Genomic DNA, 14,233 nt, shown 5'->3' with positions numbered 1-14,233 from the left:
GCACAGAATGTTTAACTAATGAGAATCCCGCTTAATGAAAGTCACCATAAATGATGTTGCCAAACATGCTGGCGTATCGATAAAAACAGTGTCACGGGTTACTAATAATGAGCCTTCGGTTAAGCAAGCCACGATAGATAAAGTGCATGCTGCCATTAAAGAGCTTAACTACCAGCCCAATTTAGCAGCAAGGAATTTGGCTGGAACTAAATCTTATGTAATTGGTTTTATTTATGATAATCCCAATGCCTACTATATTATTGATATGCAGAATGGCATTCTGTCGGCCTGTAAAGACCTAGGTTACGAGCTATTGATCCACCCTTGTAACTCTCGGGCTGACAATATCTGCGAAGATCTGACCAAGTTAGTTAAGCACAATCGTTTGTCTGGTTTAGTACTCACACCACCACTTTCTGAAGATCCGGTGATCTTGGCTGCACTCGATAAAATCGATGCCAGCTATGTGCGTATTATTGCGGGGGAAAAAGTTGAGACGGGTTCTGGCTTAGCGGTTCTGGTTAACGACAGATCCGGTGCGGTTTCAATTACGCAGCATCTTATTGATCTTGGCCATAAGCATATCGCCTTCTTGAGTGGTGACCATGAACACCAATCAACTAAAGAGCGTTTATCTGGATTTAAGCAAGCACTCGAGAATAACAACATCGCAGTTAACGACAGTTATATTATCGATGGAAAGTATTCATTTGAGTCAGGAGTACAAGGCGCTAAAGCATTACTAAGTCAAAAGATTAGACCGACTGCGATTGTCGCTTGTAACGATGAAATCGCTGCAGGTGCATTGTTTGCGGCAAGATTAGAAGGTGTGGACATCCCATCGGACATCTCTATTGTTGGTTTCGAGGATAGCCCGTTTTCACGTCAGACTTGGCCAAAACTCACTACCGTGCATCAGCCCAACGAAGAGATTGCGCATATCGCAACCGAGTTATTGATTGCTAAACGCCGAGAGCAGAGTTCAGAACTTGCGAAAGTATTCCAGCCTGAGCCGGTGATTAGAGACTCATCGGCCAAACCAAGAGCTTAACTCAACGTTGAGTAATTAAGGCTTAACTTAGATTCAATTTAGGTTCAACTTAGCCTCAGCTCGACTTTTTCGCATTATATTAAACACTCTATAATGCGAAAAAGCCGCTAACGCTATACAGCCTCTTCGTTCTCTTCGCCAGTACGAATACGAATAATACGCTCAATATCGGTGACGAAAATCTTACCATCACCAATCTTACCAGTACGCGCAGTATCAACGATAACCTCTAAGGCCTGCTCTAAAAGTTCGTCTTGAATTACTAATTCAATCTTAACCTTTGGCAGAAAGTCGACCATATACTCAGCGCCCCGATAAAGCTCAGTATGCCCCTTTTGACGACCAAAGCCTTTTACCTCTGAAACAGTCATACCAGTAATACCAATATCAGCAAGCGACTCACGCACATCATCTAACTTAAATGGTTTAATAATGGCTTCGACTTTTTTCATTGTAAAACTCCCTAAAAACTTGCTGTAAGACGCTATTTAATAACGTCGTAGCTTATCACGCAGTGACAAAACTCAGAAGACTAATGTGATTTGTTGCTGCACTCAAAAGTAAATGCTGTCTTCATGTAACCGAACAATATACTAATCGGTTCTTGGTTTACTTAAGGCTAGGCTATACTTTTAAAGTGCCCACAGCGCGATATTTACAGGAAGTAAATATTCCAAACAAACTCAAGGAAGAGTTGATATGCACCACAGAACCGTCGGTTTTACCTTAATCGAGCTAATGATTACTCTTGTCGTTGCGACAATTCTAATCGTGATAGCTGTTCCATCGTTAAGCCAGCTTTACGAAGCACAAAGAGCGCAGGCAGCAATTCGTGTTATACAGCAGACTCTACAATATGCCAGAAACGCCGCAATTAGCTTTGGGGTAAGAGTTACCGTATGCCCAATTACATCTGATAGTTGCAGTAAAGACTGGCGCTTAGGGCTTACCGTTTTTACCGATTCGGGTGAGAAGAACCGGATAGATAATACAGATAAAATTCTTCTTCAAACATCTCCATTCAATCCACAAGATATCGTAAGCTACAACAGAAGCGCTGTCCGATTTCACCCTGATGGTTTAGCATCCGGCTCTAACGGTACACTAAGGTACTGCCCGTCGTCTCCCACTAACCCTTACTCCAAAGCCGTTATTGTAAATCAAGCCGGAAGGATCAGGTTTTCTCAAGCTAATCAGATTGAGTGCTCAAACTGAGCCTTTATTCCACATGTCAAAACATCTCGACTCGCCAAGATATTGACTTTAAAAAAGAACAACTTATATGCTGAAATACTAAACTTTCTCGCTTATAATGCTAACAGGCATGAATTGGAAGGGACTGAAAGGATTGCGCATATGTTGAACAAGAAGCAAGGTTTTACCTTAGTAGAGCTTATGATAACAATTGTTGTTGCAGGGATATTATTATCAATTGCGGTCCCCTCTTTAGTCTCAATGTACGAACAAACTCGGGTTAATAGTAATGTTGAGAAAATTCACAATATTTTAGCTTTTGCTCGTAACCAAGCCGTTAGCTATGGTACCAGAGTCAATGTTTGCTCATTTGCAAGTCAGGTCTCTTGCGGTAGCGATGCTGAATGGCAAAAAGGGATCAGAGTCTACCTTACTGATGCTGGGGGCACAGATAAAGAGTTGCGTGCAATAGATGGCTTCAACAGCAACGACAAAATCAAAAGCTCAACAGCCTTGATAACATTCTCCTCTGAAGGGCTTTCATCAGGTGGGGAAATTATCTACTGCCCAAATGGTAAAGCAACAAACTCTAAAAGTGTTAAGGTTAGCGCCAGTGGTTTAGTTTCTTATGGGGCGGAGGGAAACAGCTGCTAGTTATTAAGGAAGTGCCTAAAAAGGCATGGTACTCTCTATTTGATTGACTAAATTAAACTTAATAAGCTCGTTAGATGGCTCATGTCTCCTTTGGTTGGACTATAAACCATCTAACTCACCTCAACGCTATCTCAATGTACGTTCATCGACTCGCCTAGCCTTTTCAGAACTAAAGTCTTTAGTTAAAGGAACGCACTCTGTGGCCTCCCTTATAAAGTATTTTTTACCTTTATGGTCGGTTAACTGCTTACCCGGCAAGCTTGCGAACTTAAGCTTAAAATCTGATACCCTCCAGCGATAAAAAACGACTTGTTCCCCCTTTTTACTACTCACTACATGGCACTTGTATTCTTCATATTCAACTGCGAATGCTTGAGAAGTTGGCAATAGCAGCGCCGTAACGCTCGCCAATACTAGATATTTAAGCCTTATCATTACCAACACTCCTTTGAGGGGCCCTTAATGCCTGCGTGAGTCAGAGTTATCGTTGCGCAAGTCGAGTCTCGACTAGCTTGAGCCCCTATTGCTGTTGCGGTTATGGTGAACGCAGCAGTACCAGCAGAGGCAATACTGTAGTGGCCACTTTCAGTAATAAATGGGCTAGCACCAAGTCCAAGCTTCTTCAAATCCGTTGCAAAGGCGCGATTATCTAAGTAATACTGCTCTTGAAGATTAGCCACTCTCAATACTGCAGCAACACCTTCAGAGCGAGCACTCTTAGTCACATAATCAATATAGGAAGGGTAGGCAATAGAGGCCAAGATCCCCACGATAGCCACTACTATCATTAGCTCTATTAAGGTAAAGCCTCTTGTTTTATGCATTATTAGTTACTCTCATCCAAATGGTAATAGATTCGATTAGTTGTCAAACCACTACCAAGCTCAACGGTTCCTTTACACTCGCCATTTTCGCACTCCCCTTTACCTACGCCGATAATATAGGCCTTCGACTCCTCGCCGTCTTCAGACTCAGGGATTACAATTTGTGGCGTGTCAGGAACGCGCTCTCCAACTTCATAATAGAGCTGACTATTAGTTCTTGTTCCTCTATGTAGATCGAAGACATAGAGTCTACCTTGCCCAGAGAATCCACAAACGCCAGCATCCAAATTAATTTCGTTATTAGTTGGTGGAATAAAAGAGGTAAAATAAACCTTACCATCAAAGATAAGTGATGCAGAAAGGCTCTTCTCCCCTGTGGCCAATAATGAATAATACCAGCCCCGCTTCTTGCCAAATGCCACATTGTCACTCTCGGTTACTGGCGCTGACGAGGTAACATCATATAGATCAGTCAGTTGCAATGGGCTAGGAACATTCGCTCCTGAAAACGTCTTGGTAACTACGTTCCGGTCTTGAAAAACATAAAACATATCATCTGTACTGGTATTTAACGGGTTCGTACGGTTACCAGTTCCCACAGTTACGGCATCATAAGGGATGTTTTGATAACTCAGCGTTCCAGACTGACTATGAATATTATTAAATTGCGTTTGTGCGACTGCAGGTTCTGCAAAGAACATACGATCATTTGGTGACAAAGAGGCGCTTATTGAAGCGAACTGAAACACAGACCAATCACTGCTTACTTTTGAAGGCATATCCATACGCCAAACATTACCACCTATATCGGTTGCATAGATGCGATCGGTCACACCATCATTGTTACTGTCAAGAACTGCGACTTTATTTGGAATACTGCTCATACCCGAGTCGGTAAACTTATTAATGTAGGCCCCAGTATCGGCATTAACAATATAAACCGCTTCGCCTGTGCCGTCAGGGGAAGCCATACCACCACCGAATATCAATACGGGGCTCTCAACTCCCGGAATAAAGGTGACGACAGGTTCAGACCATGTTTGGCCTAACTCTTCTAAACCTGTGGTATTTGAATCGATCTTCCACTTAAATTTAGGTTGATCGGGGTTAGTAATATCAAGTGCATAGTAAGACATGCCTCCACGGCGCATCCCTAAATAGACCCAAGCTTTACTCACCTTGCCACTGGTATCTGTTTCGGTATAGGCAACAGGGGATAAGTCCATACCATAAACACTATGCGCTCCAGTCGGTAAATTCGATTTTAATGTTGGTACATTGGATAAAAGCTCTGCAGGAATAAATGCCCAAGACTCTTCAACCGTTCCAACTGAGTAATCTTTACTGCCAGTATCAGAATCTTTAAACATATGTACTAACCCTTGGTTAGTCCCCACCAAGATCCGCACGTCCAAACTGGTAGAAGATGCTCCAAAGTTAATGGCTAACGGCTTGGAATGCAGCGGGTCCCCCATGACATCGATTCTCGCCTCAGTACGGTTCTCATCATTATCATCGTCATCCACATCAACGCCATAGAGCCAATCTAAGTGTTGCCGAACCGAAGCTGATTCTGAATCCGCTGCAACTGGGCTACCCAGCAGTGAATACATAGATGATGAAGCGACATCTTCTATACTCAGTAAACTGCTACTATTGTTGGTATATAAAGTTCTGCTCTTAAGGGCTGTTCTTAAAGCGGGGAGCACCCCTCCAGAGTTAACCTTATTCCCATCCGCACTTGAAGCCGTGCATGTATTCCAATAGGTGCAAGTGCTGGCACTTATGTTGCCAGCGGCATCGATAGCCTTAGATGTTCCGCCAGGCCCTACAATATCGCCGGACGATGTCACCTTTAGCTTTTTAAGGTTGCCACTCCATCGTGGGCCATCTCCTGGTAAAAACATCGCAAAATAGGCGGAGTTATAGGTTTGGGTTTTATCGAAGTTATTACTGGCAATACTGGGTGACGTAAAGGAGGAGTCGACCGATAAAATCGACTTAAGTGCTGTATTTAAAGCTTCCTCTAACGCTAGGCCTGTTTTTGCCACATAATAACCTTTAGATATTCCAAGATCATTTCTAGGGTAACCACCGCGAAAAGCCGCCTCCTCTAATAAGCTAGCAGCCGCATCGGCGCCATCGGAAAAACCAATCGTTGATAACATAACATTTTGCTTATTATCGACTCCAGATGCGTCGGTATTACCCACAACAAGATCGTTGTTATACATATAAGACGCTAACGCCGGAAGGTAACTCGTCTCCGTATCCCCCCTCGTATTAGTAAAGTCGAAAGGCTCATACTTGCCCGCTTCTGTAGCGTTATCCGTGAGTGTCTTAATGAGACCGTCTGCAGCGCTATCTAAGGTCGGCGCACCGTCGGTAATATAGATCACATAAGCGGTATCAGGACACTTCTTAAACGGGCTTGTATAATTACCTGAATTGATAATGCTAGGAGGGCTATTGGGGACATAACCATCAATCTTGTACTTCCCTTGAGCATTACTGTCTTTATTACCGTAAGTGACAGCTCCGCCGCTAAAATACTGATGGGCCTCAAATAATGTCTCACACAAGGGGGTGTTGGTTTGTGCTGGCATGCCATTGATTAAAGAGATAAAATTATTTAAATTGGCCGAATCTTTTCTAATATCTTTCATACTAGACACAATTCTGCCGCCATCAATTTCATTCTCCCAGGGGTAATTTAAATTAAATACAGCTAAGCTAGCTTCGATAGGGATATTCAAAGTCTCCAAAGCCTTACTTAGAGCGGATTTAGCAACTTCCAACCGGGTTCCGGTACCGCCACTGTTCTGGCCATCTTCTGTTGTGGTCACCCACTGATACCAAACTAAATAATGTGAAGTGTAAAGGGTTACCGGGTTCCCCTCTCCAAAATCTGTTCCCTCAACACTCAGCTCTTGAGCTGCCGTATCTGAACCTGCGGTATACATGGCTTTTGTATCAATCGGATAACCATCATCAAAGGCAACCGTGCCGCCACCCTGCTTTTTCCTGCCGGGGTTTTTCGAGTCAAACTCCAGTATATCTTGTTGGCAATCGACTATTGCCCCCTGATTGAAGCCCTCGTTTTCAGCGAGCGAAACCCACTTGCCTGTTTTGCCACTGGATTTAAATTCGCGCAGGTAACCGGTATAGCGACCTCGCTCTTTTAATGCAATAGCGGCCTTATTACAGTTATTGTTATCGGCATAGAAACGGCGAGAATCCTTTGGCTCGTCCGGTACGGGCATGCTACTGGTATTATCAATGCCGCCTGCATTCCAATAGATCCCTGCTTCATTGATATAACCAGAATAACCCGCTAAGTAATCCTCAAAGCCCTCGGCGTAATTACAGTCACCTGCCGCTTTTCCCGCTGCAGAGCAATAGTCGCTTACCGCATTTTGATCTTCAGTGGACATACTGCCGGAGTTATCAAAAATAAATAGCACTTGAGGTAGTTTACCCGTAGCCTTATTTGGGTCGACAAGGTAAAGCTCAGTATCATCTGCGAAACTATATGCTGAAACGACTATCGAGGCAGCGATTGCACTACAAAATAGATTTTTAATCATAACCCTAATTCCCTGTCAGCACCTGTTGCTCTACACCCGAGGCAACTGTGAGTGTTCCCAGATTATCTCGACCAAATGTCACCGTGCTGGTGATCTGAACCCGCCGACAACTCACAAGATTTGCACCAGTTGCATTAGAAGTTCGTTGACAAGCCACATCCCTCACTCCAGCCTCTGGTAGCGGAGTAAGTACTTGAGAACCGCCAAACAGCTCAGCGGTTGCAACAGCCGGAAGGTTAGCAAACCTTGCACCAGCATTATCGGCGATGACCTGCGCCAATCCACCATCGGCAATAGCTTTGGCTTCCACTCGCTCTGCTCCAGCACCAGCCATACGCAAAGACTGGGTTGAATTAACGGCAAGCGCGACACCTATTACCGTCATAACGATAAGCACTATCAACGCAAAAAAAAGCACAACACCTTGTTGTTTCTTCATCAAAGTCCCCACTTAACTTCGGATCAGTACTGGGTTTTCCAGTACCACCGTTGTCGACATGATTTTACGTCTGTAATTATCTTTTGGTGCGGCGATAACCTTATCGCCCAACTGATACGACGTTTCATTGGTATAACTCTTATCTTGTTCTGTGGAGCGCACTAACACATAAATTTTGATAGCAACTAAGCGTTGAAACGATTCATTATCCCACATCAGAGAGGTAACATTTTCGGCTGGAATATAACGATCTGGAGTGCTATCGCCATCGTTATCAAAGCCATATAGAAAACGAATATTCTCAACCCCCTCGACTAACTGTTCGTCATTTTTCATGCCTGTTGCACTAAGGGTTTTGCGGTTTAACATGGGGATATTATTGGCTTCATCGATATAATATACGTGATGTTGATATTCCCAAATTCTTGCATTTAGTAAATTCGCTGAAGGAACCGCATTATTAAAAAAGATGGCTTGGCTAGCCGTTGAAGACACGTAATATCCAGTACTTGCACCAGCTGCGACACTGGGGCCAATAAAGCGTTTTATCTGTATGACGTCGGTCCTGTCTTTTACTCCAATCAAACAGGCTAAGCTTTGCGCACTCACGCCGTTCTCATATCCCCACAAGCGTCTAAAGTGGGCAGGTTCATTATTTGGAAGCGATGCATTATTTAAGCCTGCACCAATACAGTCATCGGCGGCCGCTAGGGGGGAATCAACTGTTGTATTGACGCCAACCACAAAATCGGTTCCGGTCAGATCCCCCATAAAGCCAAGCTGACTGATATCGCGCTCCATGATTGTGAGTGCAATACGACCGTTTTCCTGTAACTGATTAAATTGGCTGGTCGTCGTCACGTTAGATGAGGACATACTAAACATGGTAAGAATACCGGCAGACAAAAAAAGGCTAATGAGCAAAGCAACCATCAATTCGACAAGTGACATGCCGTACTGCAATGAAAAGCTCTTTTTGGGGAGATATTTCATCTAAATAATCACCGTTTGAATTGAGTAGACTCGTCGGCGATCACTTGAGCTTCCGCAATCAGGGAGTTTTCCAGAATCAGATGTAGACCTTATCCCACGCCACGACATGACGACCGAGACTGTATTGCCGTTAATAGTGATACACCCTGTGGGCGTATCTAACCCACCAACGTTTTGAGTCCCCACAGTTTCTGCTTGGCCGATAAATGCAGCTCGCCATTCATATAGATCCCAAGTAGCAGTTTGTGCTGGAGTACAAAGTGCGACCCCGGTACAGGCGGGGGTTGGTATAGTTGGAGTGCCACTATAATTACCCACATAATTCGCTAACTGCCCAGGATTAAGTCTCATACGATTAACAATATCATTGGCGTAGTAAGACGCCTGAGTCTGCTGAAAAGACTCGAAGCTACCGCGTTTAGAGATGATATGAAGATTAAAGACACCAACTAGGCCAACGGTTAAAATAACCAAAGCGACTAGCACTTCAATTAATGAAAGCCCTTTCTCTCTGGTTTCCATTCCGTCAATTCCTCTCTATTCGTCATATTCTTGACGTTGAAATTATTTTTTTACCGTTTAAAATCGGTGACTTATAGTAATATTAAAGCATACAGGTTAATAGTAGATTAGTCGAATGTTGTATTGTAGTGACTCACAATAATTACTGATTAACATAGCAGATGTTTCTGAATTTCATACAAAAAAAAGAGGCCTAGGCCTCTTTTTTATTTATTTCAATTTGTATCTTTTTTTGATGAAGGATCAACGAAGCTCGGCAGGTACCGCAAACACCGTATCCTCTAAACGTCCTTCAACCTCTGTGACCACACTCGGTGCCATCTTAGCAATAGCATCAACGACCTGCTTTACCAGTACTTCAGGTGCCGAAGCCCCTGCTGTGACAGCCACACGCTGTACGCCATTAAACCAAGTAGCATCCACATCATCGGCATTATCGACTAAGAACGCCGTTGTACCTTTCTTTTGCGCTAACTCTCGTAAACGATTTGAGTTCGAACTGTTCTTTGAGCCAACCACAATAAAGAGTTCAACTTGTTCTGCAACATTACGCACCGCATCTTGACGATTCTGGGTGGCATAGCAGATATCATCCTTACGAGGCCCTTCGATAGAAGGATACTTTTTCTGTAAAGAAGCAATAACATCTGCAGTATCGTCCATCGACAAGGTTGTCTGAGTCACGAAGCAAAGGTTATCTGGATCTTTTACCACGAGGTTTGCCACATCTTCAGGTGACTCAACTAAGTGCACACCACCTGCCGCGTTGTCATATTGGCCCATGGTGCCTTCTACTTCAGGATGTCCGGCATGGCCAATTAAGATGCACTCGATGCCTTTACGGCTAGCCCTTGCCACCTGTAGGTGAACCTTAGTGACTAGAGGGCAGGTTGCATCAAATACCTTAAGACCGCGTCTTTTCGCCTCACTACGAACCGCTTGCGACACTCCGTGAGCACTAAAGATGACGATGCTGTCGTCGGGCACCTGATCCAACTCTTCTACGAATACCGCCCCGCGATCCTTTAGATTCTGCACCACATAGCGGTTATGCACCACTTCGTGCCTAACATAGATTGGCGGTGAAAACAGCTCTAATGCTCGCTCCACAATGCTGATCGCGCGATCGACACCGGCGCAAAAGCCACGTGGATTTGCCAGAAGAATATTCATAATTACAGTACCTGTACCACTTCAAGTTCAAAGGTGAGCACTTGTCCCGCGAGTGGATGGTTGAGATCAATAGTTACCGAGTCACCAACAACGTCTCTGACCATACCAGGGATCTCGCTGCCACCAGGACCTGCGAAACTCACGATAACGCCTGACTCTAGCTTCATATCGGCAGGGAAACGGCTCCTATCCATATGATGCACAGCATCAGGGTTCGACTCACCAAATGTGTCAGAAGGCTGCAACGTAAAGCTGTGCTTATCACCTTGTTTAAGGTTAATAATTTCGGCTTCAAATGCAGGGCTTAAGCTTTCATCACCCACATTAAATCGTGCAGGTTTGCCACTTGAGCGCGTGCTCTCAGCAGTTGAGCCATCTGCTAGTACGATATTCATATGGCATAAAATTGAATGCATCTCTGACACTTAACTACTCCTTCAGATCACCCGTTTGCTTGTCATCTTTGCCAGTAACAAACGAATCTAAGATGATGAGTCCAGCTCCGACACAAATCGCAGAATCGGCGATATTGAATGCCGGAAAATGGCTTGTATTCCAATAGAAATCTAAAAAGTCGACCACAAAACCATGCTGTAAGCGGTCAATCAAATTACCTAACGCGCCACCAATCACTAAGGTGTAAGCAAGGTTTAAGCGCCACATTTTGCTTGGCTGCTGACGCAGCCAAACCGATAACACTACACTAAAGCCAACCGCTACGAAGGTGAATAACCAACGTTGCCAGCCACCTGCATCGCTTAAAAAGCTAAATGCGGCGCCATAGTTGCGCACATAGGTAAAGTTAAAAATGGGCAATAACTGTATCGACTCGTAAAGTTCAAAATTCGACAACACCCATTGCTTAGATAGTTGGTCGGCAAGAAACACCAACACAACTACCCAATACCAACGCAGGCCACTGTCTTTCCAAGTAGTGGGCATGACTGTTCCTTTAAGCAAATTGACGAACTTCGCCATCGCCTTCGATGTTGGTTACACAACGAGTACACAGAGTTGGATGCTCGGTAACCGCGCCTACATCTTCTCTGTGGTGCCAGCAACGTTCACACTTCTCAGCTTCTGACTTCTTCAAGCCAAGCTTAAGTGACGCAAGCTCAGTCTCAATAGCATCAGATGGTGCGGCTGTTAACGCAACAACTTCAGTCTTAGAGGTTAATAGAACGAAACGCAGTTCATCACCAAGGTTCTCAAGTGCAGCTTGAAGTGCTTCATCGGCATACAAGGTCACTTCCGCTTCTAATGAGCCACCCACTTGCTTTTCACGTCGTGCGTTCTCAATCACTTTATTCACTTCTGCACGAACGGCTAGTAACTGATCCCAGTACTCATCGCTTAGATCTGATTCAAGCGTCACAGACTTAAGGCCGTCGTACCAAGTTTCAGTAAACACATACTCAGCACGCTCACCTGGAAGCAGCTTCCAGATTTCGTCAGCAGTAAAGCTTAGAATTGGCGCAATCCAGCGAACCATAGCTTCAGAAATGAGGTACAGTGCAGACTGACAGCTACGACGAGCATTGCTGTCTTCTTTCGCTGTGTACTGTCTGTCTTTGATGATATCTAAGTAGAAGCTACCTAGTTCAACAGAGCAGAACTGCATCAACTTCTGAGTGACTAGGTGGAAGTTATATTGCTCATACGCTTCTAGTAACTCTTGCTGTAGCGCTGCTGCGCGGCGAACAACCCAGCGATCCAATGCAACCATGTCTTCAACCGCAACCATATCGGTCTCTGGGTTAAAGCCATTGATGTTAGCCAATAGGAATCGAGCCGTGTTACGGATACGGCGGTATGCATCGGCACTACGGTTAAGGATCTGATCAGAAACCGTCATCTCACCGCTATAGTCTGTCGCAGCAACCCATAAACGTAGAATGTCAGCGCCTAACTTGTTCGTTACATGTTGCGGTGCAATCACGTTACCAACTGACTTAGACATCTTACGGCCTTGACCATCAACGGTAAAACCGTGAGTCAATACTTGCTTATACGGTGCTTTACCGTTCATCGCAGTAGAAATCATCAGCGATGACATAAACCAACCACGGTGTTGATCGCTACCTTCAAGGTACAGATCAATTGGGTGGCCGTTAAATTCTGGACGTGAAGCAACAACTGACGAGAAAGTAGAACCCGAGTCATACCAAACGTCTAAAGTATCTGTCACTTTACGATATTGGTCAGCTTCGTCGCCCAAAAGCTCTGATGCATCAAGATCCCACCAAGCTTGAATGCCTTCCTGCTCGATACGTGCAGCAACGCGCTCCATTAGCGATACGCTATCTGGGTGAAGTTCTTCGGTTTCACGGTGAACGAATAGCGTGATGGGTACGCCCCAAGTACGCTGACGTGAGATACACCAGTCTGGACGGTTCTCTACCATCTTCTCGATACGGCTCTGACCCCAATCAGGGATCCACTGAGTCTGCTCGATTTCACTTAGTGCCTGCGTACGCAGACCCTTTTGATCCATAGAGATAAACCACTGTGGCGTTGCACGGAAGATAATCGGCGTCTTATGGCGCCAGCAATGTGGGTAGCTGTGCTTAATCTGTACGTGATTAAGTAGCGCACCTTTCTCTTCTAGTAGTTCAACAACGTTCTTGTTTGCCTTAAATACATGTAAACCTGCGAAAAGCTCTGTATCTGGCTTATAAACACCGTTATCACCAACTGGGTTAGCCACTTCTAAACCGTATTTCTGACCAACCACGAAATCGTCTTGACCGTGACCTGGAGCGGTATGAACCACACCAGTACCTGAATCAACTGTCACGTGGTCGCCTAAAATAACAGGTACGTCAAAATCGTAGAATGGGTGGTTAAAACGTAATAGCTCTAAGTCGCTACCCGCAGCTGTACCTAGTACAGTGTGTGACTCTGCGCCAAAACGCTCAACACATGACTCATATAAATCAGTGGCTAATACTAATGCTTGAGCCTGACCCTCTTTGACCATCTCAACCAAGGTGTACTCGACATTGGCCCCAACAGATAACGCGCGGTTAGCAGGCAGAGTCCAAGGTGTTGTCGTCCAGATAACCATAGAGATGTTATGTGGATAATCAGTCACGCCGAACTTAGCAAGCAAGGCTGGCTTATCAACAACAGAGAAAGCCACATCGATCGCTGGCGACATCTTGTCTTCGTATTCAACTTCAGCTTCAGCCAAAGCTGAACCACAATCGGTACACCAATGTACTGGCTTCACACCTTTGTGTAGATGGCCGCTATCGATCACTTTAGAAAGTGAACGTACAATGTTAGCTTCAGTGCTGTAATCCATAGTTAGGTAAGGGTTTTGCCAATCGGCAAAAACACCTAAACGGATAAAGTCCTCACGCTGACCGTCAACCTGCTTAGCCGCGTATTCACGACACTTTTGACGGAATTCAGCAGCAGTGATCTTATGTCCTGGCTTACCAACTTTCTGCTCTACTTTTAGCTCAATCGGTAGACCATGACAGTCCCAACCAGGAATGTATGGCGCGTCAAAACCAGACATGGTCTTTGACTTAATAATAATATCTTTAAGAATTTTGTTTACTGAGTGGCCAATATGAATGTCACCGTTCGCATATGGAGGACCATCATGCAAAATAAACGGTTTAGCATCTTTACGGCTTTCACGGATCTGTTTGTACAGTCCATTCTCGTTCCAAGATTTCAACATCTCTGGCTCACGATTAGCCAAATTACCACGCATCGGAAACTCTGTTTCCGGCAAATTCAAAGTAGATTTATAGTCGCTCATTGATCCTTTACCGTTTTGTTC

The 14,233-nt window shown here is 44.6% G+C and carries 14 protein-coding genes; 3 read left to right on the top strand and 11 right to left on the bottom strand.

Annotated elements, in window-relative coordinates:
• Positions 1–34 precede the first annotated feature (34 nt).
• Complete coding sequence (locus K5Q92_RS17915) at positions 35–1,051, top strand: LacI family DNA-binding transcriptional regulator (RefSeq protein ID WP_220770256.1); 1,017 nt, start codon at positions 35–37, stop codon at positions 1,049–1,051.
• Positions 1,052–1,164: 113 nt separating this feature from the next.
• On the opposite strand, the gene K5Q92_RS17910 is transcribed toward K5Q92_RS17915, so the two are convergent.
• Positions 1,165–1,503: a P-II family nitrogen regulator gene (locus K5Q92_RS17910; protein ID WP_202720377.1), complete on the bottom strand. Its 339-nt coding sequence runs from the start codon at positions 1,501–1,503 to the stop codon at positions 1,165–1,167.
• A 247-nt stretch (positions 1,504–1,750) separates the two neighbouring features.
• Between K5Q92_RS17910 and K5Q92_RS17905 the strand changes: the two genes are divergently transcribed.
• Entirely contained in the window at positions 1,751–2,266 is a 516-nt protein-coding gene (locus tag K5Q92_RS17905) for a GspH/FimT family pseudopilin (protein ID WP_220770255.1), read from the top strand.
• Between the two features lie 141 nt (positions 2,267–2,407).
• Entirely contained in the window at positions 2,408–2,899 is a 492-nt protein-coding gene (locus K5Q92_RS17900) for a GspH/FimT family pseudopilin (RefSeq protein WP_220770254.1), read from the top strand.
• A gap of 126 nt (positions 2,900–3,025) precedes the next feature.
• On the opposite strand, the gene K5Q92_RS17895 is transcribed toward K5Q92_RS17900, so the two are convergent.
• From K5Q92_RS17895 to ileS, 10 genes are all read right to left on the bottom strand, one after another.
• A complete protein-coding gene (locus tag K5Q92_RS17895) occupies positions 3,026–3,334 on the bottom strand; it encodes a TapY2 family type IVa secretion system protein (protein ID WP_220770253.1) in 309 nt (102 codons plus the stop codon).
• The gene (locus K5Q92_RS17890) at positions 3,334–3,723 is read right to left on the bottom strand and encodes a type IV pilin protein (protein ID WP_220770252.1); all 390 of its coding nucleotides are present in this window, start codon (positions 3,721–3,723) and stop codon (positions 3,334–3,336) included. The genes K5Q92_RS17895 and K5Q92_RS17890 overlap by 1 nt, the downstream gene beginning before the upstream one ends.
• A gap of 2 nt (positions 3,724–3,725) precedes the next feature.
• Positions 3,726–7,310, bottom strand: a complete 3,585-nt coding sequence (locus K5Q92_RS17885; RefSeq protein WP_220770251.1) for a pilus assembly protein — start codon at positions 7,308–7,310, stop codon at positions 3,726–3,728.
• 4 nt (positions 7,311–7,314) lie between these two features.
• A complete protein-coding gene (locus tag K5Q92_RS17880; protein ID WP_220770250.1) occupies positions 7,315–7,749 on the bottom strand; it encodes a PilX N-terminal domain-containing pilus assembly protein in 435 nt (144 codons plus the stop codon).
• Between the two features lie 12 nt (positions 7,750–7,761).
• The gene (locus tag K5Q92_RS17875) at positions 7,762–8,742 is read right to left on the bottom strand and encodes a PilW family protein (protein ID WP_220770249.1); all 981 of its coding nucleotides are present in this window, start codon (positions 8,740–8,742) and stop codon (positions 7,762–7,764) included.
• Complete coding sequence (gene pilV, locus K5Q92_RS17870) at positions 8,743–9,264, bottom strand: type IV pilus modification protein PilV (RefSeq protein ID WP_220770248.1); 522 nt, start codon at positions 9,262–9,264, stop codon at positions 8,743–8,745. It abuts the gene before it with no gap.
• 243 nt (positions 9,265–9,507) lie between these two features.
• Positions 9,508–10,437: a 4-hydroxy-3-methylbut-2-enyl diphosphate reductase gene (gene ispH, locus K5Q92_RS17865; RefSeq protein ID WP_220770247.1), complete on the bottom strand. Its 930-nt coding sequence runs from the start codon at positions 10,435–10,437 to the stop codon at positions 9,508–9,510.
• Positions 10,438–10,439: 2 nt separating this feature from the next.
• The gene (gene fkpB / locus K5Q92_RS17860) at positions 10,440–10,853 is read right to left on the bottom strand and encodes an FKBP-type peptidyl-prolyl cis-trans isomerase (RefSeq protein WP_275660436.1); all 414 of its coding nucleotides are present in this window, start codon (positions 10,851–10,853) and stop codon (positions 10,440–10,442) included.
• Positions 10,854–10,866: 13 nt separating this feature from the next.
• Complete coding sequence (lspA, locus tag K5Q92_RS17855; protein ID WP_220770245.1) at positions 10,867–11,379, bottom strand: signal peptidase II; 513 nt, start codon at positions 11,377–11,379, stop codon at positions 10,867–10,869.
• A 10-nt stretch (positions 11,380–11,389) separates the two neighbouring features.
• On the bottom strand, positions 11,390–14,212 hold the full coding sequence (ileS, locus tag K5Q92_RS17850) for an isoleucine--tRNA ligase (RefSeq protein ID WP_220770244.1): 2,823 nt from the start codon (positions 14,210–14,212) through the stop codon (positions 11,390–11,392).
• Between the last annotated feature and the right edge of the window lie 21 nt (positions 14,213–14,233).

Origin of the sequence: Shewanella sp. MBTL60-007 (genome assembly GCF_019654915.1) — a bacterium.
Taxonomy (GTDB): Bacteria; Pseudomonadota; Gammaproteobacteria; order Enterobacterales; family Shewanellaceae; genus Shewanella.
The sequence above is the reverse complement of the archived record's forward strand: the minus strand, read 5'-3'. Positions and strand labels throughout refer to the sequence as shown.

Bases quoted from the DNA above. Each gene is read 5' to 3' on its own strand.
- K5Q92_RS17915 (WP_220770256.1), top strand. From the start codon at position 35: ATGAAAGTCACCATAAATGATGTTGCCAAACATGCTGGCGTATCGATA.
- K5Q92_RS17910 (WP_202720377.1), bottom strand. From the start codon at position 1,503: ATGAAAAAAGTCGAAGCCATTATTAAACCATTTAAGTTAGATGATGTG.
- K5Q92_RS17905 (WP_220770255.1), top strand. From the start codon at position 1,751: ATGCACCACAGAACCGTCGGTTTTACCTTAATCGAGCTAATGATTACT.
- K5Q92_RS17900 (WP_220770254.1), top strand. From the start codon at position 2,408: ATGTTGAACAAGAAGCAAGGTTTTACCTTAGTAGAGCTTATGATAACA.
- K5Q92_RS17895 (WP_220770253.1), bottom strand. From the start codon at position 3,334: ATGATAAGGCTTAAATATCTAGTATTGGCGAGCGTTACGGCGCTGCTA.
- K5Q92_RS17890 (WP_220770252.1), bottom strand. From the start codon at position 3,723: ATGCATAAAACAAGAGGCTTTACCTTAATAGAGCTAATGATAGTAGTG.
- K5Q92_RS17885 (WP_220770251.1), bottom strand. From the start codon at position 7,310: ATGATTAAAAATCTATTTTGTAGTGCAATCGCTGCCTCGATAGTCGTT.
- K5Q92_RS17880 (WP_220770250.1), bottom strand. From the start codon at position 7,749: ATGAAGAAACAACAAGGTGTTGTGCTTTTTTTTGCGTTGATAGTGCTT.
- K5Q92_RS17875 (WP_220770249.1), bottom strand. From the start codon at position 8,742: ATGAAATATCTCCCCAAAAAGAGCTTTTCATTGCAGTACGGCATGTCA.
- pilV (WP_220770248.1), bottom strand. From the start codon at position 9,264: ATGGAAACCAGAGAGAAAGGGCTTTCATTAATTGAAGTGCTAGTCGCT.
- ispH (WP_220770247.1), bottom strand. From the start codon at position 10,437: ATGAATATTCTTCTGGCAAATCCACGTGGCTTTTGCGCCGGTGTCGAT.
- fkpB (WP_275660436.1), bottom strand. From the start codon at position 10,853: ATGCATTCAATTTTATGCCATATGAATATCGTACTAGCAGATGGCTCA.
- lspA (WP_220770245.1), bottom strand. From the start codon at position 11,379: ATGCCCACTACTTGGAAAGACAGTGGCCTGCGTTGGTATTGGGTAGTT.
- ileS (WP_220770244.1), bottom strand. From the start codon at position 14,212: ATGAGCGACTATAAATCTACTTTGAATTTGCCGGAAACAGAGTTTCCG.